20 protein-coding genes and 1 pseudogene are annotated in these 22,057 nt (G+C 72.2%); 9 read left to right on the top strand and 12 right to left on the bottom strand.

Annotated features, from left to right (window positions below; genetic code table 11):
• Nucleotides 1–16: 16 nt before the first annotated feature.
• Nucleotides 17–394 carry an MmcQ/YjbR family DNA-binding protein gene (locus ACFY9V_RS17660; protein WP_391161838.1) on the bottom strand — a complete coding sequence of 126 codons (378 nt, stop codon included), beginning with the start codon at nucleotides 392–394 and terminating at the stop codon, nucleotides 17–19.
• A 201-nt stretch (nucleotides 395–595) separates the two neighbouring features.
• Here ACFY9V_RS17660 and ACFY9V_RS17655 point away from each other — a divergent pair, with 201 nt between their 5' ends.
• Nucleotides 596–1,006, top strand: a complete 411-nt coding sequence (locus ACFY9V_RS17655; RefSeq protein ID WP_391161837.1) for an SsgA family sporulation/cell division regulator — start codon at nucleotides 596–598, stop codon at nucleotides 1,004–1,006.
• A gap of 14 nt (nucleotides 1,007–1,020) precedes the next feature.
• On the opposite strand, the gene ACFY9V_RS17650 is transcribed toward ACFY9V_RS17655, so the two are convergent.
• Nucleotides 1,021–2,043, bottom strand: coding sequence for a DUF6745 domain-containing protein (locus ACFY9V_RS17650; RefSeq protein WP_391162208.1), 1,023 nt, complete (start codon nucleotides 2,041–2,043; stop codon nucleotides 1,021–1,023).
• A gap of 91 nt (nucleotides 2,044–2,134) precedes the next feature.
• Complete coding sequence (locus tag ACFY9V_RS17645; protein WP_188280697.1) at nucleotides 2,135–2,461, bottom strand: hypothetical protein; 327 nt, start codon at nucleotides 2,459–2,461, stop codon at nucleotides 2,135–2,137.
• 195 nt (nucleotides 2,462–2,656) lie between these two features.
• Here ACFY9V_RS17645 and ACFY9V_RS17640 point away from each other — a divergent pair, with 195 nt between their 5' ends.
• From ACFY9V_RS17640 to ACFY9V_RS17615, 6 genes and pseudogenes are all read left to right on the top strand, one after another.
• Nucleotides 2,657–3,619 (top strand): STM4015 family protein, encoded by a 963-nt coding sequence (locus tag ACFY9V_RS17640; protein WP_391161836.1) that lies wholly within the window; start codon nucleotides 2,657–2,659, stop codon nucleotides 3,617–3,619.
• A gap of 130 nt (nucleotides 3,620–3,749) precedes the next feature.
• Nucleotides 3,750–4,853, top strand: a pseudogene (locus tag ACFY9V_RS17635) (STM4014 family protein); the annotation flags it as partial.
• Between the two features lie 278 nt (nucleotides 4,854–5,131).
• Complete coding sequence (locus tag ACFY9V_RS17630) at nucleotides 5,132–5,938, top strand: STM4013/SEN3800 family hydrolase (RefSeq protein ID WP_391161835.1); 807 nt, start codon at nucleotides 5,132–5,134, stop codon at nucleotides 5,936–5,938.
• On the top strand, nucleotides 5,935–7,413 hold the full coding sequence (locus ACFY9V_RS17625; protein ID WP_391161834.1) for an STM4012 family radical SAM protein: 1,479 nt from the start codon (nucleotides 5,935–5,937) through the stop codon (nucleotides 7,411–7,413). The genes ACFY9V_RS17630 and ACFY9V_RS17625 overlap by 4 nt, the downstream gene beginning before the upstream one ends.
• A 10-nt stretch (nucleotides 7,414–7,423) precedes the next feature.
• Nucleotides 7,424–8,326, top strand: coding sequence for an STM4011 family radical SAM protein (locus ACFY9V_RS17620; protein WP_391161833.1), 903 nt, complete (start codon nucleotides 7,424–7,426; stop codon nucleotides 8,324–8,326).
• 89 nt (nucleotides 8,327–8,415) lie between these two features.
• Nucleotides 8,416–8,865 carry a MarR family transcriptional regulator gene (locus tag ACFY9V_RS17615; RefSeq protein ID WP_391161832.1) on the top strand — a complete coding sequence of 150 codons (450 nt, stop codon included), beginning with the start codon at nucleotides 8,416–8,418 and terminating at the stop codon, nucleotides 8,863–8,865.
• A 21-nt stretch (nucleotides 8,866–8,886) separates the two neighbouring features.
• Here ACFY9V_RS17615 and ACFY9V_RS17610 read toward each other — a convergent pair whose 3' ends face one another.
• Both ACFY9V_RS17610 and ACFY9V_RS17605 read right to left on the bottom strand, forming a co-directional pair.
• Nucleotides 8,887–10,455, bottom strand: a complete 1,569-nt coding sequence (locus ACFY9V_RS17610) for a UxaA family hydrolase (RefSeq protein WP_391161831.1) — start codon at nucleotides 10,453–10,455, stop codon at nucleotides 8,887–8,889.
• Nucleotides 10,456–10,836: 381 nt separating this feature from the next.
• On the bottom strand, nucleotides 10,837–12,942 hold the full coding sequence (locus ACFY9V_RS17605; protein WP_391161830.1) for an MFS transporter: 2,106 nt from the start codon (nucleotides 12,940–12,942) through the stop codon (nucleotides 10,837–10,839).
• 518 nt (nucleotides 12,943–13,460) lie between these two features.
• On the opposite strand from ACFY9V_RS17605, the gene ACFY9V_RS17600 reads away from it, so the two are divergent.
• Nucleotides 13,461–14,339 carry an SMP-30/gluconolactonase/LRE family protein gene (locus ACFY9V_RS17600; RefSeq protein WP_391161829.1) on the top strand — a complete coding sequence of 293 codons (879 nt, stop codon included), beginning with the start codon at nucleotides 13,461–13,463 and terminating at the stop codon, nucleotides 14,337–14,339.
• 51 nt (nucleotides 14,340–14,390) lie between these two features.
• On the opposite strand, the gene ACFY9V_RS17595 is transcribed toward ACFY9V_RS17600, so the two are convergent.
• The 7 genes from ACFY9V_RS17595 to ACFY9V_RS17565 all read right to left on the bottom strand — a co-directional run bounded on the left by ACFY9V_RS17595 (nucleotide 14,391) and on the right by ACFY9V_RS17565 (nucleotide 21,695).
• A complete protein-coding gene (locus ACFY9V_RS17595) occupies nucleotides 14,391–15,392 on the bottom strand; it encodes a LysR family transcriptional regulator (RefSeq protein WP_355349039.1) in 1,002 nt (333 codons plus the stop codon).
• A gap of 202 nt (nucleotides 15,393–15,594) precedes the next feature.
• Entirely contained in the window at nucleotides 15,595–16,359 is a 765-nt protein-coding gene (locus ACFY9V_RS17590) for an SDR family oxidoreductase (RefSeq protein ID WP_355349042.1), read from the bottom strand.
• Entirely contained in the window at nucleotides 16,356–17,114 is a 759-nt protein-coding gene (locus ACFY9V_RS17585) for an SDR family oxidoreductase (protein ID WP_355349045.1), read from the bottom strand. Before ACFY9V_RS17585 ends, ACFY9V_RS17590 begins: the two co-directional genes overlap by 4 nt.
• Before the next feature lie 67 nt (nucleotides 17,115–17,181).
• Nucleotides 17,182–18,192, bottom strand: a complete 1,011-nt coding sequence (locus ACFY9V_RS17580; RefSeq protein ID WP_391161828.1) for an ABC transporter permease — start codon at nucleotides 18,190–18,192, stop codon at nucleotides 17,182–17,184.
• On the bottom strand, nucleotides 18,185–19,189 hold the full coding sequence (locus ACFY9V_RS17575) for a substrate-binding domain-containing protein (protein ID WP_391161827.1): 1,005 nt from the start codon (nucleotides 19,187–19,189) through the stop codon (nucleotides 18,185–18,187). The genes ACFY9V_RS17580 and ACFY9V_RS17575 overlap by 8 nt, the downstream gene beginning before the upstream one ends.
• Nucleotides 19,186–20,232 (bottom strand): ABC transporter permease, encoded by a 1,047-nt coding sequence (locus ACFY9V_RS17570; RefSeq protein ID WP_391161826.1) that lies wholly within the window; start codon nucleotides 20,230–20,232, stop codon nucleotides 19,186–19,188. The genes ACFY9V_RS17575 and ACFY9V_RS17570 overlap by 4 nt, the downstream gene beginning before the upstream one ends.
• Nucleotides 20,229–21,695, bottom strand: a complete 1,467-nt coding sequence (locus ACFY9V_RS17565; RefSeq protein ID WP_391162207.1) for an ATP-binding cassette domain-containing protein — start codon at nucleotides 21,693–21,695, stop codon at nucleotides 20,229–20,231. Before ACFY9V_RS17565 ends, ACFY9V_RS17570 begins: the two co-directional genes overlap by 4 nt.
• Here ACFY9V_RS17565 and ACFY9V_RS17560 point away from each other — a divergent pair.
• A complete protein-coding gene (locus tag ACFY9V_RS17560) occupies nucleotides 21,613–21,837 on the top strand; it encodes a hypothetical protein (RefSeq protein ID WP_391162235.1) in 225 nt (74 codons plus the stop codon). The genes ACFY9V_RS17565 and ACFY9V_RS17560 overlap by 83 nt on opposite strands.
• Nucleotides 21,838–22,057 lie beyond the last annotated feature (220 nt).

The following is a 22,057-nucleotide window of genomic DNA, read 5'->3' as shown; positions in this document are numbered from 1 at the left end:
GTCTCGGAGACCCGTCTCAGAGACCGGATTCCCGCACGAGGGCTCGCGGCGCCTGGCAACGCCAGGCGCCGACGAGCAGCGCCCGCAGCTCGTCCTCGGCGACGGCCTTGAGCCGTACGAGCACGGCGGGGAATCCGTTGTAATGCGGCTCGGTGAAGAACTTCGCCGGGTCTGAGGCGAGGAGCGCCTCCTTCTCCTCCTGGCCCGCGACCCGGACGGCCACCACGTCGGTCCGCGGGACGCGGGCCTGCTTCGGGTCGGTCCGCTCCAGCCACACCCAGGCGAATTTCTTGTGCCTGCCGCCGTTCGGCACCGATACGGACATCCCGTCGTCCGCCGCCACCGCCTCCGGCAGGGTCAACGCGATCCGGCGCACATCGTGATGATCAGCCATCTCCGCATCCTCCATGGAATGCGGGTGCCCGCGCCCGTGGTGGCCATGCCCCGCCGGGAAATCCGCCGGGCGGCGTACCGGCGGCCGGTATGTGAGCGGCATGTGATCCGCGGGCGGGGGCACACGGAGCCTCAGAGGTCGAGGACCTGTCCGGTAGTACCGCCACCGGCCGCGTCCCGTCGTTCGGCGAAAAGAGACTCGATGCCCGACTCCTGCTGCCACACGGTGACGGCGTCGATGCCGCTACCCAGCGGCCACCGGCTGCGGATTCCGGCGTGGATGGCCTACGACCCGCAGGACTGCCTCGCGGTGCGGATGACCTTCGGCCTCGGCGGCCCCGAGACCGCCACCTGGATCTTCGCCTGGGACCTGCTGGCCCGGGGCCTGACCGGAGCCGTCGGCCTCGGCGACGTCCGGGTCACGCCCTCGGCCGGAACCGGCTCCCGGCTGCTGATTCGCCTCGGCCGTCCCGGCCAGGACGCCCGCGTCGAGCTGGACGCCGCCCCCGTGCGCCGCTTCGTCTCCTTCGCCCGGGAGCGCGCCCCGCTCGACACCCGGACCGTCCGATCCGCCCTGGACGCCGAGCTCTCCCGCATCGTCGAACGCGCCTAGGGCCTGTCCGCCCGTCAGGTCTGGCGCAGCGGCTCGTAGGCGTCGGCGGTCAGGCCGAACGTCCAGGCCACGCCCTCCTTCGCCGTGCTGGTGCCGGGCGGCACCCGCAGCCAGTACGTCCGGCTCGTGCCGTCCGGCTCCGGCGTGGAGTTGACGACCTCGACCATCGTCACGTCCTCGTCCCCGGTCAGCGCGATCCGCCAGAGGATGCCGGTCTCGTCCCGGTGCACGGGGACCGCGCCCGACTCGGTCAGATAGCGGTCGTAGCCGTAGTGCTCCAGCATGACGCGGCGCAGCTCCGCGTTCTCCTCGCCGCGTATCCGCTCCGGCGTGAGGGTGCTCAGCTCACGCAGGAACTCGGCGGGGACCGGCATGCCGCGCCAGGCGTGCAGCGCGAAGCCGTCGGGGAAGGCGAGCGCGGGACCGTCGGCCCGGTCGAGGCGGCCCGCCTCGTCGCGGTGCAGCTCGGCGGGGCGCTCGCAGACGATCGCGACCCGCTCGTACGGCCACCACCAGCCCGCCGAGCGGGCGACCGCCGCCAGCCCGTCCAGCGGGGAGCCCTCCTGCGTGTCGAACGCGCACAGCCAGGCCGCCTCGTGCTGACCGAGGACCGCGTCGAGCAGCAGCAGCCGGATCTCCGGCTCCTCCTTCCGCCCCCGCGCCAACTCCTCGACCACACCGGCCCTGATCCGGCCCGCCAGCGCCTGCGTCCCCTCCCACAGCCGCGCCCCGGTCGCGTTCCACCGCTCGCTCCAGCCCGCGGGGCCGAGCGCCGCGTGCAGCCGGGCCCGCTCCGCGGCCCACGGCCGTCCGCGCACCTCGTCCCGCACGCTGTGACCCTTGCCGCGCGTCCCCTGAAGCGCGGCCTCCGCGCGCAGCATCGCCACGGCCGCGCGCGGCGATCCGGCCCAACGGACGCGCTCCGGCTCCGCGAGACCCGCGCGCCGGTACGCCAGCCGCACCCCCGCCTCGGCCGCCGCGCGGTCCGCGGATCCGGTGGCCACGGCGGCCTGCCTCCACTGCTCGACGGTCGACATGCCGTCCCCTCCCATGAGTTCTGCTCCCTGCCCTCGACGTGCTGTCCTGCCGTGCCCGCGCGCCCGGACCCCGGGCGCCACCGCGGGACGCTCAGTCGGCGACCACGCGGACCGAGCCCGGTACGTACTCCCGCTGCCGCACCACGCGGTACCAGCCCTTGGGCAGCGATATCGCCGCGTGCTCCTCGTGCACGACCCGTCCGCCGTCCGGCAGATGCAGCAACATCGGCGCGAACGGGGCCGGCGGGCTGAAGAGCCGTCCCGGTCCCATGACGGCGTGCGCGTGACCTGTCACCTCGCCCAGCGCGAGGACGAGCCGGCCCCGCGCGTCCCGCGGCTCCTGCGGCGCGTCGTCCATGTGCGGCGGCAGCGCCGACTCCTCGGTCGGCGCGATGAGCACATCACCCTGCCGGTACATCGCTCTCCCTCCGCGCGGCGCTCCGTGCACCGCGTCGACACCGACCGTAGGCGCGGGGTCTGACAACGGCTCAGAGTCGGCCCGGCCGCAGCCGTTGTCAGTGCGGCTTGGTAGAACTTGCTCACACATCGGCCGGTGATCGCCGCGGCCGAATTCGTACGGCCGTCGAATGTCGAACGTCAGGAGCAGGCGGACATGACCATCGGGAACCACATGCGGGAGCTGCACGGCCTGCCCGCCTTCGACTTCCCCGGACCCGACGACAAGGGCACCGACCTGCCGGAAGCGGACGCCGCCGCCTGGCGGATCGGCGTCGACTCCTACGACAGCGAGGAGAAGTGGGAGGACGCCTTCGCCCGATTCACCCAGGCCGTCGACATCACGCGGGTGCGCGCACTGATCGTCGGTTCCTGGAGCGAAGCCTACGAGAGCGGACCGGAACCGCTGATCGCGGCCATCTTGTCCGTGAAGGACCGACTGCCCGCGCTGCGGGCCCTGTTCCTCGGCGACATCGTGGGCGAGGAGTGCGAGATCTCCTGGATCAACCAGGGCGATGTCACCCCGCTGCTCGACGGCTTCCCCGAACTGGAGTCGTTCGGGGTACGCGGCGGACAGGACCTGGCCTTCCCCGCCGTGACGCACGCCCGGCTGCGCTCGCTCACCGTCGAGACCGGCGGCATGCCCGCGCAGGCCGTCCGCGGCATCGCCGCCAGCGACCTGCCCGCGCTGGAACACCTCGACCTGTGGCTCGGCACCTCCGAGTACGGCGGGGACAGCGAGATCACCGACCTGGCGCCGTTCCTCACCGGCGCGCTGCTGCCCAAGCTCCGCTCGCTGGCCCTGCGCAACAGCGAGATGCAGGACGAGATCGCCGCGGCCCTCGCCTCCGCGCCCGTCGTGGCCCGGCTGGAGACCCTCGACCTGTCGATGGGCGTGCTGACCGACGAGGGCGCCACGGCGCTGCTCGCGGGCCAGCCCCTCACCCACCTCAAGACCCTCGACCTGCACCACAACTACCTCACCTCGCCGGTCGCCCGGCGCCTGCGGGAAGCCCTCGAACCGTCGGGCGTCCACGTCGAACTGGACCGCGACGACGCCGACGAGGAGGTCGATGACGACGACGAGACCGTGTGGCGTTTCGTCGCCGTCGGCGAGTAGCCGGTCGTTCCGTCAGCCGTCCAGCCGGTCGCCGACCGGCCGATGACCACCGTCGGGCGGCGGACCGGTGACCGGTGACCGTCCATCAGCGCCGGGCACGTGGGCGACCAGGGGAGAGGGGGAAGGTGACGTGAGAGACGAACCGCGCTTCGCGGTCGTCGGCAACCCGGAGAACCGGCGGGTCGGTCTCTTCGCGCGCGCCGCGACCGAGGCCGGGCTGCCCGCGCCCCGCGTCGTGCCCTGGCGCGACGTCCTGCGCGAGGGCGGCGCGACCTTCGCGGCGGACGAGGTCGTACGGCTCGACTCGCCCGGTGAGGACGCCGAAGTGGACCGCGCGCTGCGGGACATGGACGACCCCACGCGGGTGGAGGGCAGCGCCCGCTGGTACGCCCGATTCACCGCCGCCGTCCGCACCCTGGACGGCGGCAGGCGGCTGGACGACCCGGACGAACTGGCGGTGCTGTTCGACAAGCGGCGCTGCCACCGGAGGCTGGCCGAGGCCGGGGTGCCCGTGCCCGCCTCGCCCACCTCGGGTCGCGCCGCCCCCGCGGTGCGCGGCTGGGCCGACGTACGGGCGCTGATGCGCGAGCACGCCATGCCGCGCGCCTTCGTCAAACTCGCGCACGGATCGTCGGCCTCCGGGGTGCTCGCCGTGGAGACGGCGGGCGGCGGGCGCGTCCAGGCCACCACGTCCGTCGAGTCGGCGGACGGACGTCTGCACAATTCGCTGCGGGTGCGCCGTATCACCCGCGAGACCGAGATCGCCGCGCTGGTCGACGCGCTCGTACCGGACGGCCTGCACATCGAGCGCTGGCTGCCCAAGGCGTCGCTGCACGGGCGCGTCGCCGACCTGCGGATCGTGGTCGTCGACGGCCGCGCCACGCACGCCGTGGTGCGCACCAGCCGCTCGCCGCTCACCAACCTCCACCTGGGCGGCGCGCGCGGCGACCTCGGCGCCGCGATCGAGGCCGCGGGCGTCCGGTGGGAGCAGGCGCTGGAGATCTGCGAGCGGGCCGCCGCCTGCTTCCCCGGCACGCTGTGCGTCGGCGTCGACCTGCTCCCCGCGATCGGCTGGCGGCGCTTCGCGGTCGGCGAGGTCAACGCCTTCGGCGACCTGCTGCCGAGGCTCACCGGACTGCCGGGCAGCGGAGCGGAGGGCCTGGACACCTACGCCGCCCAGATCGCCGCCGTACGCGCCCGCGCCGCGTCGCCGACCGGAGTCCGACCGCCGTACGCACCGGTCGCGTACGAACGGAGCGCGTACGAACCGGTCGCGTACGAACGGAGCGCGTACGAACCGGCTGCGTACGAACGGAGCGCGTACGAACCGGCCGCCGATGAATCCGCCGCGCCCGTACCGGCGCCGCACGAACAAGCCCCGCCCGAACCGGCGCCGCGCGGCGCGGCACGTACCAGCAGGCCACGAACCGTCGCACCACCAAGCGCCGAGGACCCGACATGCGACCCTCTGACGCGTCCGCGCCCGCCCTCCTGGACGGCGGAGGCCCGGACATGAACGAGGTCGTGGGCCGCGACGACCTCCTCCTGATCACCCTCGACACGCTCCGCCACGACGTCGCGGCCGAGTTGGCCGCGGCCGGCCGCATTCCGCACCTGGCCCGCCATCTGCCGGGCGGGCGCTGGGAGGAGCGGCACGCGCCCGGCAGCTTCACCTACGCCTCGCACCAGGCGATCTTCGCCGGATTCCTGCCGACCCCGGCGGCGCCCGGACCGCACCCCCGGCTGTTCGCCGCGCGCTTCGCCGGGAGCGAGACCACCGAGGCGGGCACGTACGTCTTCGACACGCCCGACCTGGTGTCCGGGCTCGCGGCGGCCGGATACCGCACCGTCTGCATCGGCGGCGTCGGCTTCTTCAACAAGCGCGGCGCGCTGGGCGACGTCCTGCCGGGACTGTTCCAGGAGAGTTACTGGGAGCCGGAGTTCGGCGTCGCCTCGCCCACCTCCTTCGAGGCGCAGGTCGCGCGCGCGGAGCAGGTCGTCGCCGAACTGCCCGCCGACCAGCGGCTGTTCCTCTTCCTCAACGCGTCCGCGCTGCACCAGCCCAACTGGTTCCACACACCGGGCGCCACCCGCGAGGCCGGTGACACCCGCGCCACGCACGCGGCGGCGCTGGAGTACATCGACCGGCACATCGGACGTCTCTTCCACGCCATGGCGGCCCGCCGCCGCTGCTTCGCCATCGTCTGCTCCGACCACGGCACCACCTACGGAGACGACGGCTACACAGGTCACCGCCTCGGCCACGAGGCGGTCTGGACGGTGCCCTACGCCCACTTCTTCCTGGAGCCGTCCTCATGAACGCGCCGATCACCACGACCACACCGACAAGCACGACCACACCGACAAGCACGACCACACCGACCAGCACGACTACACCGACCGGCACGACCACACCGGTCTCCACGGCCACGCCCGCCGACGCGCCGTCCCCTGACCAGCCCGCGCCCCCCGCCGACAGTCCCTACCAGAGCTACGTCTACGCGTATCCGCACAAGACCGCCTACCGCCCGCTGCCCGACCGGCCCGCGCTGAGCGGCCTGTGGCAGGCGGAGCCCAAGGACGCGCTCTCGCTCTATCTGCACATCCCGTTCTGCGAGGTCCGCTGCGGATTCTGCAACCTCTTCACCCGCATCGGCGCGCCCGGCGAGCTGACCACCCGCTATCTCGACGCGCTCGACCGGCAGGCCACCGCCGTCCGGGACGCGCTCGGCGACAGCGAGCCGCTACGGTTCGCCACCGCGGCCTTCGGCGGCGGCACCCCCACCTTCCTGACGGCCGCCGAACTGGAACGGCTCTGCGACATCGCCGAGCGCCGGATGGGCGCCGACCTGCGCGCGATCCCGCTCTCCGTCGAGGCGTCGCCCGCGACCGCCACCGCCGACCGGCTCGCCGTCCTCGCCGACCGCGGCGCCACCCGGCTCAGCCTCGGTGTCCAGAGCTTCGTGGACGACGAGGCGAAAGCCGCCGTACGGCCCCAGCGCCGCGCCGACGTCGAAGCCGCGCTCGCCCGCGTCCGCGACGCCGGTATCCCGGTCCTCAACATCGACCTCATCTACGGCATCGACGGCCAGACCCCGGCCAGTTGGCGCACCTCGCTGGAGGCCGCGCTGCGCTGGCGGCCGGAGGAGCTGTACCTCTACCCGCTGTACGTACGGCCGAAGACCGGCCTGGAGAGCCGCACCGCCGTCAGCGACCCGGCCTGGGACGAGCAGCGGCTGCGGCTGTACCGACAGGGCCGCGACCACCTCCTGACGCACGGCTACGAGCAGGTCTCCATGCGGATGTTCCGCCGGGCCGACGCCGCGCCCCAAGGGCCCGACGACCACGCCTGCCAGACCGACGGCATGATCGGCCTCGGCTGCGGCGCCCGCTCCTACACCTCCACGCTGCACTACTCCTTCGACTACGCCGTCGACATGCGCGAGATCCGCGCGATCATCGACGAGTACACCACCACCGACGACTTCACCCGCGCCGCCCACGGCCGCCGGGTCGACGCCGACGAGGCCCGCCGCAGGCACCTGCTCCAGTCGCTGCTGCAAGCCGACGGCATGCCCCTGGCCGACTACCGCGACCGCTTCGGCACCGACGCCCACGCCGACTTCGCCGCCGAGATCGACCGCTTCGCGGCCCGAGGCTGGCTCGACGACGAGGCCCCCGCGACCGGCCGCATACGGCTGTCCCCCGAGGGACTCGCCCACTCCGACGCGCTCGGCCCCGAACTGTTCTCACCCCGGGTCCGGGCGGCGATGGCCGCGTACGAGCTGAAGTGAGGACGCCGCCATGGATCTGACACTGCTCTACCGCGGCCCGCTCGCCTCCTGCGACTACGACTGCCCGTACTGCCCCTTCGCCAAGCGCCGCGACAGCCCCGCGCAACTGCGCGCCGACCGCGCCGCGCTCGCCCGCTTCGCGCACTGGGCGCGAGAGCAGCGGGGCGACCGGCTGTCCGTGCTGTTCACCCCGTGGGGCGAGGGCCTGGTCCGCTCCTGGTACCGGAACACCCTGGCCGAACTGTCGCACGAGCCGCACATCGACCGGGTCGCCATCCAGACGAATCTGAGCTGCCGCACCGACTGGCTCGCGGACGCCGACCCCGGCACCCTCGCCCTGTGGTGCACCTACCACCCCGGCCAGACCCCGTACGACCGCTTCCTGCGCAAGACCCGCGAAGTGGCCGACCGCGGCGTCCGGTTCAGCGTCGGCGTCGTCGGGCTGCCGGAACACCTCGCGGACGCCGCTCGGCTGCGCGCCGCGCTGCCCGGCCACGTCTACCTGTGGGTGAACGCCGCCGAGGGCCACACCTACACCGACGCGGAAGCCGACGCCTGGACGGCCCTCGACCCGCTCTTCCCCTACAGCCGCCACCCGCACCGCTCGGCCGGCCTGCCCTGCCGCACCGGCGAGTCCGTCCTGTCGGTGGACGGCGACGGCACGGTCCGCCGCTGCCACTTCGTCCGCGCCGAACTGGGCAATCTCTACGACGGCTCCTACCGGGCCGCCCTGGCCCCCCGCCCCTGCCCGCTGGCCGTCTGCGACTGCCACATCGGCTATGTCCACCTGGAGTCGCTGCCGCTCTACGACGTCTTCGCGGGCGGAGTCCTGGAGCGCGTCCCCGCGGACCGCACGGCCACCGCGCCGGAAGCGGGCGCCGCGGGCGGCAGGGCCCTGCTGCCGCTGATCTGACCCGCCGTCACCCTCGGAGGCCGCGGGGGACGGCGGCGGACCCACGGGGAGAACGGGCAGGTGGGCCGCGCGCCGGATAGTCTTGGGCGGTGGACAGCGAACCGAGACCGCAGGCCGGAACGGCCGCTGAGCTGATGAAGGCCATGACCCGGCTCCGGGCCCGGCTGCGGGCCGAGTCGGCGACGGACGACATGCGGTGGACCTGGTCGCAGATCACCACGCTCGGGCGCATCGTGGACGAGGGCCCCACCACGGCGAGCGATCTGGCCGCGGCCGAACACGTACGGCGGCAGTCGATGGCCGAGACGCTCGCGGCGCTGCGCGACGGCGGGCTGATCACCTCGGGCAAGGACCCCGCCGACGGCCGCAAGACGCTCCTGCACGCGACGGCCGAGGGCCGGGCGCTGGTCGAGACCATCCCCGCCGTCCGGGAAGCCTGGCTGGAGGCGGCGGTACGCGATCTGCTCCGGGCCGACGAGCGCAGGACGCTGCTGAAGGCGGCCGAGATCATGAACCGCCTGGCGGACAGCGACCGTTGACCCGCCGCCGGGGTCCGGCTCCTACAGCACGGCCCCCATGCGCCACGGCACGATCTCCTCGGCCCCGAAGCCGAGCGCCTCGGACTTGCTCGGCGCGCCGGAGGCCATGTCCACCAGCGTCTCGAAGAGCCGGGTGCCGTACCGCACGTGCTCGTCGCGGGACATCGCCGGGCCGGCGTCGAAGTCCATGTCGCCGCTCATGTGCTGGTAGAGCCGACTGGTGGTGCTGATCTTCAGACAGGGCACGGGCCGTGAGCCGAACAGCGAGCCGCGACCGGTGGTGAAGGCCAGCAGGTTCGCGCCGCCCGCGACCATGCCGGTGGCCGACACGGGGTCGTATCCGGGCGTGTCCATGAACGTCAGACCGGGCGCCGTGACCGGCTCCGCGTAGCCGACGACTCCGTTGAGCGGGCTGCTCCCGCTCTTGAGTACCGCACCGAGCGACTTCTCCCAGATGGTGGTGATGCCCCCGGCCTTGTTGCCCTTGGAGGGATTGTTGTCCAGCGCGGCGCCGTGCCGGGTGACGTACCGCTGCCACCACGCGATCAACTCGTCGAGGCGTTCGGCGATCGCGGGCGTGGCGGCGCGGTCGCGCAGCAGGTGCTCGGCGCCGTAGATCTCCGGGGTCTCGCCCAGGACGACCCGCCCGCCCGCGGCGGCCAGCAGATCGGCGGCGACGCCCAGCGTCGGATTGGCCGTCAGCCCCGAATAGGCGTCGCTGCCGCCGCACTGGAGTCCGAGGGTGAGTTCGTGCAGGCCGACCGGCTCGCGGGACAGCGTCGCCAGGCCGCCGACCATCTCGGCGACGCGGTCGAGCGCGGCGTTCACGGTCGCCGCGGTGCCGCCGAGCGCCTGGATGGTGAGCGTGCGCACGGCCGGATCGTCGCCGAAGACGTTCTCCGGCTGGTTCACCTCGCAGCCGAGACTGACCGTCAGCACACCGGCGATGTTCACATGGCGCGCGTAGCCGCGCAGGGTGCGCCGCAGCAGGTCGTCGCCCTCGGTGCCCTCGGCCATGCCGCAGCCGAGGTCGTGGGTCAGGGCGATGACGCCGTCCAGGCCCGGCGCCCCGGCGTGGCGGTCGTTGGCGGCCTGGGCGATCATCCGGGCCACCGTCGCCGAGCAGTTCACCGTCGGGAGCACGGCCAGGTAATTGCGGGTGGCGGCACGGCCGTCGGCGCGCCGGTAGCCGAGGAAGTGGTCGCGGGTGGCCTCGGCCGGGGGCCGCCAGGCCGGGGGAGCGGGCCGCGGCGCCCCGGCGCGGGCGGTGGCGTCGCCGAGGCCGAGATTGTGGACGTGTACGTGTTCGCCGGGCCGGATGTCGCGGGCGGCGACACCGATGACCTCCCCGTACTTGCGGACCTCGGCGCCCGCGGCGATGGGGGAGACGGCCACCTTGTGGCCCGCGGGGATGTCGTCGGCGGCGGGGACCACACCCCGCGCTGCCCGTACGGGCGTGCCCGCCGCCACGTCCGTCCGCACCAGCCCGATGTTGTCAATGCCGGGCCGTGCGACCAGCGGGACGGCCGGTTCACCGGCCGTCCGCGCGGGCGCCGCCGCGCCGGTGTCCGTTCCGCGCACGTTCGTCATGCGCACACCGGCCGGACGGAGTTCGGAAGGAGACCCGCGCCGGAATCCGGCGGCAGATCCCCGAACACCGAGGGAAAGCTCACCCACTCATCCGTTGTGTGCGCTGATTCAGGGTCCCGTTCCGTGAATCCACCGCGGCGGATTTCCGGCAACTCTTCAATTGCGCACAGGGGACTGGAAAGTGGGATGTCCATACCTCAGGACGATACGTGCGCACTGCGGCGACAGTGAAGCGTGGATGTCGGAACAGCCCTATTCGGAAAGCGGATCGGCCCAGTTCAGAGCCGGGAGGCGGGGCACTGCCCGGACAACACCGCCGACCCGTATCGCATATGGGCCCGATCCGATTTCCGGATACCGACTTCACGTCGGGAGCGGGGCTCAAGCCTGCTTGCCGAGCGCGGACAGATCATCGGTGGTGATGACGTCCGCCTGGCTCGGGAACACCTTCTCGGTCAGCACGCGGTGGACCTCCGGATCGGGGTCGCCGGTCGCGTCCTTGAGGACGTAGAGCCGGTAGTCCTCGTCGGCGGCGTGCCGCACGGTCGAGAGCACCACGCCCGAGGTGGAGAGCCCGGCGAGGACGAGGGTGTCGATCTCCTGGCCGAGCAGCGTCGGGTGGAGTCCGGTGGCGGCGGAGAACGCGCCGACCCTGACCTTGCGCACCACGATGTCGCCCTTCCGTACGTCGAGCGCGTCGTGCAGGTCCGCCTCCGGGCTGCCGTCGGCGAGGAATCCGTGCCGGGCGACGGGGGCGAAGGACTTGTTGCGGTCGGGCACGGCGGCGAAGTCCTCCGGTGCGAAGGCGACGCGGACGTGGACGACGCGGATGTCCAGCGAACGTGCCCAGGCCAGGGCCTGTTGGGCGCGGGAGAGCACGGCCTCGCCGTCGGGAACGGCGGCCAGGACCGCGGGCTGGAAGTCCATCAGCAACAGGGCGGTACGGGAGGCGACGACGGGCTGGGCGGGGGTGGTCATGTCGGTACTTTCTGAGAGACGCGGATCACCTGAGCGGTGCGGTTCAGCGGTGTGGTCGTGTCGGACGGGGGGATCGACCGCCGCCGCGGAGCCCTGTCGGACACCGGCCAGGTGGCGGTCGAAGACGGTCATGAGGAGGACGACGGCGCCGATGGCGACCAGCGACCACGAGATACGGTGCAGGCCGGTGTCGTCGACGCGGCTGTGGAACGCGATCCCGGTGATGGCCGCCGAGGCGATCGAGCCGATGTACCCGAAGGTGCGCAGCAGCCCCGAGGCCGTGCCGACGCTCTCGGGCGGGGACTCGCGGTAGAGGACCGTCTGGTTGGCCACGGTGCTCGCCCCCGAGGTGAGGCCGAACAGCGCGGTGACGGCGACGACGGCGGCGACCGGTGTGTGCGCCGTGAGCGGCAGGGCGGCCGCCGCGCCGAGCAGCAGCAGGACCGCGGAGCCGATCAGCACGCCCCGCACCGATGTGCGGCGCGAGGCGATCCGGGCCGTGACGGCCGACAGGGCGCCCATCGGGACGAGGACCAGGCCCGCCTGGTACGCGGACAGCCCGTGCGCGGCCTCCAGCCACTGGGTCAGACCGTAGAGGATCACATAAGTGCCCATCAGCGTCAGCCCGTTGCGCAGATACGTGCGGGTCAGCGCGGGCTTCGAGGCGAGCAGCCGCACATCGAGGAACGGACGGGCGGCCCGCAGTTCCCAGGCGACGAGTGCTCCCGCCAGGACGACCGCGGCCGCCAGCGCGGTCCAGTCCGGCGTGGGCAGCCCGGTCAGGAAGACCAGGAGCGAGGTGAGGGCGCCCGCGAAGCCCGCCATGCCGACGACGTCGATGCGTACGGCCAACTCGCGCGGTGAGCGGCCCCCGGCGCGGGCGGGGTCCTTGTCGATCCACAGCAGCGCCATCGCGAAGGCGGCACCGGCGGCCGGCACGTTGACCAGGAACGCGGTCTGCCACCCGAGCCCGCCGACGAGCAGCCCGCCCACGGCCGGGCCGATCGCCACGGTGGCCGCACCGGCGACCGCCAGACCGCCGAGGACGTTGCCCGGCGGATCCTGGAGACCGACCGCGGTCGCCCGGCGGCGGATCAGCAGCATCGCGGAGGGGTAGGCGGCGGACGTGCCCGCGCCGATCAGGACGCGGGAGAGCACCAGGACGGGCAGATTCCAGGCGATCGCGCCGATCACGCCCGCGGCGAGCACGATGAGTGTGCCGGTCAGGAACACCCGGCGCGGGCCGAACACCTCCGCCAGCCGTCCGGCCGCGGGCTGCGCTATCGCACTGGTCAGATAGAGGCTCGAAATCAGGATCGCGGTCCGCCCGACCGGTATGTCCAGCGAGGCGGCGATGGGGACCAGAGCCGTCGCGATCACGGAGCTGTTGACCGGATTGAGCGCGGCCCCCGTGTACAGCGGGGTCACGAAGCGCGCGCCGAAGGGCTTTCCCCGCCCGTCGCCGGGCGCCCCGCTGACCGGTACGGCACCGCGTGCGATGACCTTCACCGCGTGACTCCTCTCGCGTCCCGCGCCCGCCGGTCCCCTGCCGCCCGCGTTCGGGCGCGGTCCAGGGCGGGTCGCAGCGGCCCTGAATAGGCAGGCTGCCTGTCGAATAGATTAGCAGGTTGCCTGCCTATCTGTGAGGGGTCCCCGTGCAGGGTCCTGCTCGGGGTCCCGTGCGAGGTCCCCGTGCGGGCTCAGGACCTGGCGAGGGCCCCGGTGGCATTCCGAACGGCCGCTGGGCGCGGCGGCCCGCGCCTTCATCAGAGCCGTGCTGCACGCGCCCCGGCCGGGGTGAACGATCGCCGTGCCACCGTGGTGAATTGGGCCGCGCGTGACCATGGGAAACGGCCCATTCGCGGCCCGGATCCCCGCCATCCGCTATCCGCCGTTGACAGTGGCCACGGCCGCGGGCGAAGTTGTCCGGCAGGGGCCGCCGCGACCGCCCGGAACAGCACGCAGAAGAGGCACGCGGCCGAAGAACACGCGGGAAAACGTGGAAGTCACGCGGAAACGGAGTCGTCATGGGCAGTGTGCGGACCTACACCGATCTGGATGTCGCGGTGCGCAGCGACACCTCCGAGGTGGGGGAGGGCCCTGTCTTCGACCCCAGGACCGGCCGGCTGGTGTGGGTCGACATCTACGGCGGCACGGTCTACGAGGACGACCTGGCCACCGGGCGGCAGACCGTGACGGAGGTCGGTGTCATGGTGGGCGCGGTCGCGCCGCGGGCCCACGACGACGGGTTCGCCGCCGCCGTGGCCGGCGGATTCGGCTTCCTCGTCGACGGCGTGACCACCGTCGTCGACCCGGTCCTGCCGGAGCCGAACCTGCGGATGAACGACGGCAAGGTGGACGCCCGCGGACGGTTCTGGGCGGGCAGCAACGACATGCGGTTCGCCCCCGGCCAGGGACGGCTCCACCGCTGGGACGCAGACGCCCCGAGCGTCGTCGTCGCGGACGGGCTGGTCCTGCCGAACGGACTGGGCTGGAACGCCGACAACACCGTGATGTACCTGGCCGACAGCTACGCCCGACTGCTCTACCGCAGCGCGTTCGACGCCGACTCCGGGGAACTGGGCGGCCTTGAGGTCCTGACGAAGACCGAGGGCTCCGGGGTCCCCGACGGCCTGGCGGTCGACGTCGACGGCTGCTTCTGGACAGCCATGCACGGCGGCGCCGAGGTACGGCGCTACGACCCGGCGGGCCGCGTGATCGGACGCGTACCGGTGCCCGTCCCGCAGCCCACGAGCTGTGCCTTCGGCGCCGACGGCAGGCTGTACGTCACCTCGGCCCGCGAGGGCCTGTCCGCCGAGGATCTGGAGCGCTCCCCGCTGTCCGGCTCCGTCTTCGTCGTCGCCACGGACACGCGCGGCGTCCCCGTGGCGGCCTTCCGCGGCTGAGACGGGAAGGCCGCTCCGGGCGCGTACGGCGGCGGCGTCCGGGCGACCGGCTCAGGCCGTCGGCGGAAGGGGCCGTACGCTCGCCGGGAGCGGCGTGCGGCCCTGCGCGTTGAGGAAGGCGCAGACGGCCGCGTTGCTCGAACGCCGGCGGGGCCAGAACAGCGCGACGTCCCGGTGGGCGGTGGGCGACTCGATACGGCGGACGGTGAGACCGTCCGTCGTCGTTGTCTCCACGGCCAGTTGGTTGATGATCCCGATGCCGAACGCCGACCGGACAAGGGCGATGAGCGTGGCGGGATGATCGGTGAGATAGGCGATGTCCGCCTTCGACTCGTACTCCCCGAGCATGTGCCGCAGGTCGTAGCCGCCGCCCTCCTCCTCGGAACCGGCCGGATTGCCGATGAGGGGCCGGGAGAGGATGTCGTCCACGCGGACGGTCGCCTTGGTCGCCAGCGGATCGTTGTCCCGCATGACCGCGACGATGTCCTCCCGCCAGATCGTGCGGTGGCACAGCGTGGGCTCGCGCATCTTCGGCAGCGTCGGCCGGAAGGCGATGTCGACCGTGCCCGTCGCGACGGCCTCCTCCAACGTGGCCGCGGTCCCTTCCCAGAGCTCGACGGTGAGACCGGGATGGTCGGCCTTGAGGACCTGGAGGAGCGTCGGGAGATAGGTGGAGCTGACCGACGGGTAGCTGGCCACGGTGAGGTGGGCGACGATCTGGTCCTGCGTACTGCGGGCGGCGTCGACACCGCGCTGGAGTTCCTGGAGCGCCGCCCGCGCGTGACCGTAGAAGAGGTCACCCGCCTGCGTGGTGCAGACCGGGCGGGCCTTGCGGTCGAAGAGCGTGACCCCCAGGGCGTGTTCCAGCGCCGCTATGTGCGCGCTGACCCGCGACTGCGAAAGGTGCAGAGTATGCGTGGCGGTGCCGAATCCGCCCCGGTCGGCGACCGCGAGGAAGCTGCGCAGCCACGCTGTCTGCAGAGACATCGCGTCGCGGGGAACCGTCGTCCCCTGCTCGGACGGGACGTCGTTGTCACCTGTGGACAGGGTCACTGACGGTTCCTTTCGTGTGCGGCCAAATTACCCGATCGCCCCCCGGGCCACTACGGGCGTGCGGGACATCAATGCCTGATCAGCGCGGTCCGGCCGGGTACCGGGGCCGCCTCTCTCGGACGGCGTCGTCCGCGAGAGGCGGCCCCGGCGGACCCCGGACCGTCACTCCCCGGCGTACGGCCGGTCCCCTTCCGAGGACGGCTCACGCCGCGGTCAGGCCGCCGTCGACGATCAGCGCCGCGCCGTTGATGAAGCGGCCGTCCGGGCCCGCGACGAAGGCGATCGTGGCGGCGATCTCCTCGGGCGAGCCGAGCCGTCCGTCCAGTTGGCGGGCGGCCATCGCCTGCCGGGCCGCGAGCGGATCGGGGGCGTTCGCGACGATCTTGTCGATCCACTCGGTCGCGACGGTGCCGGGGCAGACCGCAACGCACCGGATACCGTCCTTGGCGTGGTCCACCGCGATGGCCCGGGTCAGCCCGACCAGCCCCGCCTTGGAGGCGCAGTACGCGGCCCGCCGGGCGAGGCCGACCTGGCCCGCGACCGAGGCGACGTTGACGACCACGCCACCGCCGTTGTCGAGCATGAGCGGCAGCATCGCGCGGGTGGTGAGGAAGGGCCCGGTGAGATTGACCGACAGGACGCGGTCCCAGTCCTCGTCGCTGGTCTCCAGCACCGTCGCGGCGAGTCCGGTGCCCGCGACATTCACCAGCAGCGCGGGCGTCCCCAGCGTGACGGCGACTTCCCTGGTGACCGAGCCGACCGCGTCGGGATCGCGCAGGTCGACGGGGAAGGCGCGGCCCGTACCCCCCGCCTTCTCGATCTCCGCGCAGGTCCGCGCCAGCCCGTCGGCGTCGATGTCCAGCACCGCGAGGTCGTATCCGGTGTCCGCCAACCGGAGCGCCGTGGCCCGGCCGATGCCGGACGCAGCCCCGGTGACCACCGCGACCCGCGGCTCCCGGGCGCTCACGAGTACGCCAATCCGGGAAGCGCGCCGTCCATCGCGTACCCTCCGTCGACATCGAGACCGGCTCCGGTGGTGTAGCACGCCTCGTCGGACGCCAGGTAGCAGATGGCCGCCGCGATCCACTCGGGCGGCGCGATGCCCAGCGGCACGCGGGACTCCAGCGCCCGCTCGACGGCGGGTGTGTAGATCGGGTCGCTCATGCCGGTACGCACCGGCCCCGGCCGTACGCAGTTGACCGTGATGCCGTGCGGGGCGAGTTCGGACGCCATGGTCCGCGTCATCGCCTCGAGACCGCCCTTGGTCGCGGTGTACGGCGCGGCGCCCGGTTCGGAGACGACGGCGTGCACCGACGAGACGTTGACGACGCGTCCGGGAGTCTTCGTGTCGACCATCATCCGCGCCACCGCCTGGGCGAGGAAGAACGGCGCCGTCAGGTTCACCGCGAGGACGCGGTCCCAGTCGGCGCGGCTCACGTCGAGGAAGGGCGCGATGCGCAGGATGCCCGCCACATTGGCGAGCACGTCGACGCGCCCGAAGCGCGACCGCAGGGTGTCGGTCAGGACGTCGGCGGCGTCCGCCGCCGCGACATCGAGGGTGAGCGTGCTCAGCCGGTCGCGGTCGGGCTCGGGCCACGGTGCGTCGTGGCGGAGGTCGACCGCGAGCACCTGGGCGCCTTCGGCCAGCAGCCGCACGGCGGTGGCCCGGCCGATACCGGAGTTGGCGCCGGTGACCACCGCGACTTTGTGGGTGAATCTCATTGATCGCCTGCTTCTTCGTCCATGGGTCGAGTTGTTGAGTGAGGTACGGCGGCTGTGACGGCGGCGGTCAGGCGGTGGCCGATCGTGGGCGTACCCAGCGCACCAGACCGTCCCCGCAAGCGGCGACGAAGATGAGCGCGCCGGTCACCATCTGCTGGTCGTAGGAGGCCAGTCCGAGCAGGCTCATGCCGTTGGAGAGGAAGCCGAGGAACAGCACCCCTGTCGCGGTGCGCAGCAGGCTGCCCCGACCGCCGAACAGACTGGTGCCGCCGAGGACCACGCCGCCGACGACGTTGAGCAGCAGGGGGCTGCCCATGCTCGCTCCCGCCCCGGCCAGTTCCGAGGTCAGCACGACACCGGCCAGCGCCGAGAACAGACCGGCCACCGCGTACACGCTGGTCTTCATGAGGGGGACGTTGACCCCGTTGATCCGGGCGACCTCCTCGCTGGCTCCCAGCAGCAGGACCCGGCGGCCCCACGCCGTCCGCGTCAGGGCGACCTGTGCGACCACGTACAGCCCGACCGTCATCCACACGGCGTACGGCACACCGCCGGGCCCGTCGATGCTGAAGTCGACGAAACCGGTCGGGACGGGGGCGATCGTCCTGCCGTGGCTGAGCAGCGTCATGGCGCCGCTGACGACGTACAGCGCCGCGAGCGTCACCGCGAACGGCACGACGGGCAGCCTGGCGACCAGCAGTCCGACCAGCACACCGATGGCCGCCCCGGTCAGCAGCGCGAACGTGATGCCCGCCGCGACGCTGTCGGTCGTGGTGATGACCCACGCCCCCGCGACGCCGCTGGCGCCGATCACGCTCCCGGTGGACAGGTCGATGCCGCCGGTGAGGATCACGAAGGTCGCGCCGATGGCGGCGATCGCGACGACGGCCGACTGGCTGAACACATTGGTGATGTTCGACGACGTCAGCAGGCCGTCGGTGGTCAGGCTCAGGACGGCGATCAGCACGGCGAGGGCCGGCAGCATCGACAGATCGCCGAACCAGGCGGGACGACGGGCCGGATCACGCAGCCACGACAGGCGGCCCGGACGCGATCCGGTGTCGGCGGTCTCAGGCACCGCAACCCCACACCTGGGAGCTGACGGCCGCGAAGTTGGCCTGGTCGAGGGTCACGCCCGCGCTCTGGACCGTCTTGGGGTTGACGGTCTGCTTGGCCAGCGCCGTGGCGATCGACGCGACGGCCTCCTTGCCGAACTGGTCGACGCGGGTGGCTATGTCGGCGTCGAGGGTCTTGTCCTTGATGGCCTTGCAGCCGTTCTCGTCACCGTCGATCGTCACCAGGAACACATGCTTGGGGTCGCCGATCGGAGCGAGCCGCTTGGCGGTGGTGAGCGCCGACTGCACCGACGGCAGAAGGAAGTCCGACGGAACGAAGATCGCGTTGATGCCGGAGTCCTTCTGCAGCGCGTTGGAGGTGCCGTCCAGCGCCTGGGACGGGTCCCAGTTGGTGGGGACCCGGCTGACCACCGTGACGTCGGGGTTGCCGTCCAGTGTGTGGTCGAAGCCGTCCCTGCGGCCGATCGCGTTCTGGTCGGTGAGCGCGCCCACCAGCTCCAGCACCTTCAACGGCTTGGACTTGCCCGCCGCGGCGAACTCGTCCGCCGCCAGCTTGCCGTCCGCCTTGGGGTCGCCGGTGATCTGGAACGTGACGTCCTGTACGTCGGCGACCGCCCGGTCGATGGTCACGAAGGGAACGCGGCGGGCCTTGGCCAGGCTGATCGAGGAGGCGATCTGCTTCCCGTCCTGCGCGATGACGATGAGCGCGTCGACCTTGCGTGTCTGGATCAGATCCTGGATCTGCGACGCCTGCTTCTGCGCGTCCTGGTCCGCGACGGAGAAGACGACCTTGTAACCGGCCGCTGCCGCCGCCTTCTCGATGGAAACCTTCTCCGAGGTGCGGATCGCGTTGAGCAGATCGAAACTGACCCCGATCGTGCCGTGCTTGCCCCCGGACGTCGATCCCGCCCCGGATTTCGAGGACGAGCCACAGGCCGTCAGCGCCAGGCAGGCCACGGCCGCGACGGCCGCGCATCTTGTGATCAGGTTCGGCTTCATCTGAGCTCCTTCAGTTTCGTTGCGCCGGCCTCCGCGGGCACGGTCCGGGGGCCGTCCGACGGAGAGGGACGGGTCGGACCGAACAGCCGGACCGGATTGCGCCACCGGACGGCGGCGGCGAGAACAGCGACGAGCAGAACGGCGCCCCGGACGATGTCGAAGACATAGGGAGAGGCCCCGGAGAACACCAGACCGGTCTGCGCGGTCGTGAGGACGAGGGCGCCCAGGACGGTGCCGGTGATGCTGCCGCGGCCACCGAACAGACTCGTCCCGCCGAGGACGACGGCCGTGATGACCGTCAGTTCGTAGCCCTGGCCGATGGACGGCTGAACGGCGCCGAGGCGGCCGGTCTGGGTGAGGGACGCGAGCGCGGCCAGCAGCCCGGCCAGCGCGTACGCCCCGACGGTCACCCATTTCACCGGCAGGCCCGCGTTGACGGCGGCGTCGCGGTGGGAACCCACCGCCTGGAGATACCGACCGAACAGCGTGCGGCTGAACACCCAGCCCCCGCCGAGCGCCGCGGCCGCCGCCAGCCAGACCGGCGCGGGAACCCCCAGCACCGCCGATGTGCCGATGTGCCGCAGATTCGCCGGGAGGTTGATGTTCTGCTGGCCGGTGATATGACCCCCGGCGCCGCGGAACACCTGGAGAGTGGCGAGGGTGACGATGAGGGCGGGCACCCGGCTCGTCGCGACCGCGGCGCCGTTGAGCAGCCCCATGCACACCCCCGCCGCGGCGACGGCGAGGAACACCACGCCCGCGGGCCTGCCGATCAGGGCGTCGCTGGACTCGATGGCGGCGGCCAGGAACAGCATCGAGCCGACGGACAGGTCGATTCCCGACGTGATGACCACGTAGGTCGCGCCGACCGCGGCGATGGTCAGGGGACTCGCCTGCACGGCGATGTTGCGGAAGTTCGCCGTACCGGCGAAGCCGTCGTAGGACGCCGACAGAACGATCAGCAGCACCGCCAGCACGGGCAGCAGCGGCTGTCGCCGCACCAGCGCGCGGGGGCCGTCGTACAGCCACGAAGGGGTTCTCATCGGACGCCGCCCGTGGCGAGCCTGATCACCGTTTCCTGAGTGGCCTGGGACCTGTCGAGAATGTCAACCAATCTGCCGTCGTGCATGACCCCGACGCGGTGGCTGAGGCCGAGCACTTCCTCCATTTCCGAACTGATGAGCAGGATGGACGATCCGCTGTCGGCCAGATCGATGAGAAGACGGTAGATTTCCGCCTTGGCGCCGACGTCGATTCCCCGGGTCGGCTCGTCCAGAATGATCAGACGTGGTTTCCTGGCAAGCCACTTGCCGATGACGACTTTCTGCTGGTTTCCGCCGCTGAGTGAATTCCCACCGGATTCCAGGCCGCCGCGGGCGACGAGCCCGACCTTGGCGGCGAGTTCCTGGGCCAGACGCCGTTCGGCCCGGTGGTCGAGCCAGCCGCCCTTTCGCGCGGCGGAGACCGAGCCGAGGTCGACATGGGAGAGACTTTCCCGAATGGGCCGCTCCAGAAAGAGCCCTTCGTGCGCGCGGTCCTCGGTGACGAACGCGATTCCGGCCGCGATGGCCGCGCGGACGTCGCCGCGGCGCAGCGGCTGCCCCGCGATCTCGATCCGCCCGGTCCTGCCGCCGAGCCCGAAGACGGCCCTGGCGACCTCGGTGCGACCGGAGCCCATCAGCCCCGCGAGCCCGAAGATCTCGCCCTTGGCGATGTCGAACGAGACCCCGCTGACGCGTGCGTCGTCGTCGAGGTCCCGCACCGAGAGCATGGTCTCGGACCGCGGACGCGGCAGCGCCGGGTATCCCCGGGCGAGTTCGCGTCCCACCATGAGGGCTTCGAGCGCGCTGCGGTCCAGTTCGCTCGTCGGGCGGTCGCCGACGACCTGTCCGTCCCGCATCACCACGATGCGCTGGCTGAGCCGCGCGATCTCCTCCAGGTAGTGCGAGATGTAGAGAACCGCCACTCCGTCGGCGCGCAACTGCTCGATGATCCGCATGATCAGTTCGCGTTCCGCGAGGTTGAGCGAAGCGGTCGGCTCGTCGAAGACGATGGCCCGCGGTTCGGTGGCCAGCGCCTTGGCGATCTCCACCAACTGCCGCTGCCCGGCGGACAGGTCCCGTACGAGCGCCTCCGGGCCGAAGCGCGCGCCGACACGGTGCAGGACGGGCGCCGCGAGCCGCTTGAGGCGTCCTGGCCTGACGGTCAGCGAGCGGCCGTCGCGCAGCCGGCCGATGAGGATGTTCTCGGCGACCGTGAGATCCGGGAAGAGACTGGTCTCCTGGTGCACCGTGGCAACACCTGAGCGCTTTCTCGCAGCGCCCGTTCCGGCCGCCGCACCGCCCGCCGCACCCGCCTTGTCGGCGTCGGCGCCGGGCCCGCCGAAGTCGACCCGCCCGGTGTCGGGACGCAGGATTCCGCCGATGATGTTCTTCACCGTGGATTTCCCCGCGCCGTTTTCACCCGCCAATGCGACGACTTCGCCGCCCGATACGGTGAAGGACACATTCTGGACCGCCGCGACACCGCCGAACGACTTCGACACATTGCGCACCACGATCGCCGGCGCCCCGCCCGTCATCCTCGGCTCGCAATTCCGGCAGACATGTTTCCTCCGTGAAGTGATGGGGACGTCCCGGTACACCTGATCTGACGCCCCGGTACACCTGATCTCCGGACGCCGTATATCGGCCTGTCAGGATGCGGATGACGCTAAGGCCAAGAGTCGTGCGTGTGAAGTTCGTGTTTCGGGAGGCGTCAATCCGTTAAGCGAATGGCCCGGAGCGGCGGCTTCCGCCGTCCTCCGGGCGGTGCCGCCGCCCGCCGACTCGGCGAGCGCCGCCGGCCGCGGGGTGGAGTCTCCGCGAC

Source organism: Streptomyces sp. NPDC008317, from assembly GCF_042955955.1.
GTDB lineage: Bacteria > Actinomycetota > Actinomycetes > Streptomycetales > Streptomycetaceae > Actinacidiphila.
Note: the sequence above shows the minus strand (reverse complement) of the source record. Positions and strands in the feature narration are given on the sequence as shown.

Bases quoted from the DNA above. Each gene is read 5' to 3' on its own strand.
- ACFY9V_RS17625 (WP_391161834.1), top strand. From the start codon at position 5,935: ATGAACGCGCCGATCACCACGACCACACCGACAAGCACGACCACACCG.
- ACFY9V_RS17570 (WP_391161826.1), bottom strand. From the start codon at position 20,232: ATGAGAACCCCTTCGTGGCTGTACGACGGCCCCCGCGCGCTGGTGCGG.
- ACFY9V_RS17620 (WP_391161833.1), top strand. From the start codon at position 7,424: ATGGATCTGACACTGCTCTACCGCGGCCCGCTCGCCTCCTGCGACTAC.
- ACFY9V_RS17660 (WP_391161838.1), bottom strand. From the start codon at position 394: ATGGCTGATCATCACGATGTGCGCCGGATCGCGTTGACCCTGCCGGAG.
- ACFY9V_RS17655 (WP_391161837.1), top strand. From the start codon at position 596: ATGCCCGACTCCTGCTGCCACACGGTGACGGCGTCGATGCCGCTACCC.
- ACFY9V_RS17600 (WP_391161829.1), top strand. From the start codon at position 13,461: ATGGGCAGTGTGCGGACCTACACCGATCTGGATGTCGCGGTGCGCAGC.
- ACFY9V_RS17640 (WP_391161836.1), top strand. From the start codon at position 2,657: ATGACCATCGGGAACCACATGCGGGAGCTGCACGGCCTGCCCGCCTTC.
- ACFY9V_RS17645 (WP_188280697.1), bottom strand. From the start codon at position 2,461: ATGTACCGGCAGGGTGATGTGCTCATCGCGCCGACCGAGGAGTCGGCG.
- ACFY9V_RS17610 (WP_391161831.1), bottom strand. From the start codon at position 10,455: ATGACGAACGTGCGCGGAACGGACACCGGCGCGGCGGCGCCCGCGCGG.
- ACFY9V_RS17630 (WP_391161835.1), top strand. From the start codon at position 5,132: ATGAACGAGGTCGTGGGCCGCGACGACCTCCTCCTGATCACCCTCGAC.
- ACFY9V_RS17575 (WP_391161827.1), bottom strand. From the start codon at position 19,189: ATGAAGCCGAACCTGATCACAAGATGCGCGGCCGTCGCGGCCGTGGCC.
- ACFY9V_RS17650 (WP_391162208.1), bottom strand. From the start codon at position 2,043: ATGTCGACCGTCGAGCAGTGGAGGCAGGCCGCCGTGGCCACCGGATCC.
- ACFY9V_RS17560 (WP_391162235.1), top strand. From the start codon at position 21,613: ATGATGTTCTTCACCGTGGATTTCCCCGCGCCGTTTTCACCCGCCAAT.
- ACFY9V_RS17585 (WP_355349045.1), bottom strand. From the start codon at position 17,114: ATGAGATTCACCCACAAAGTCGCGGTGGTCACCGGCGCCAACTCCGGT.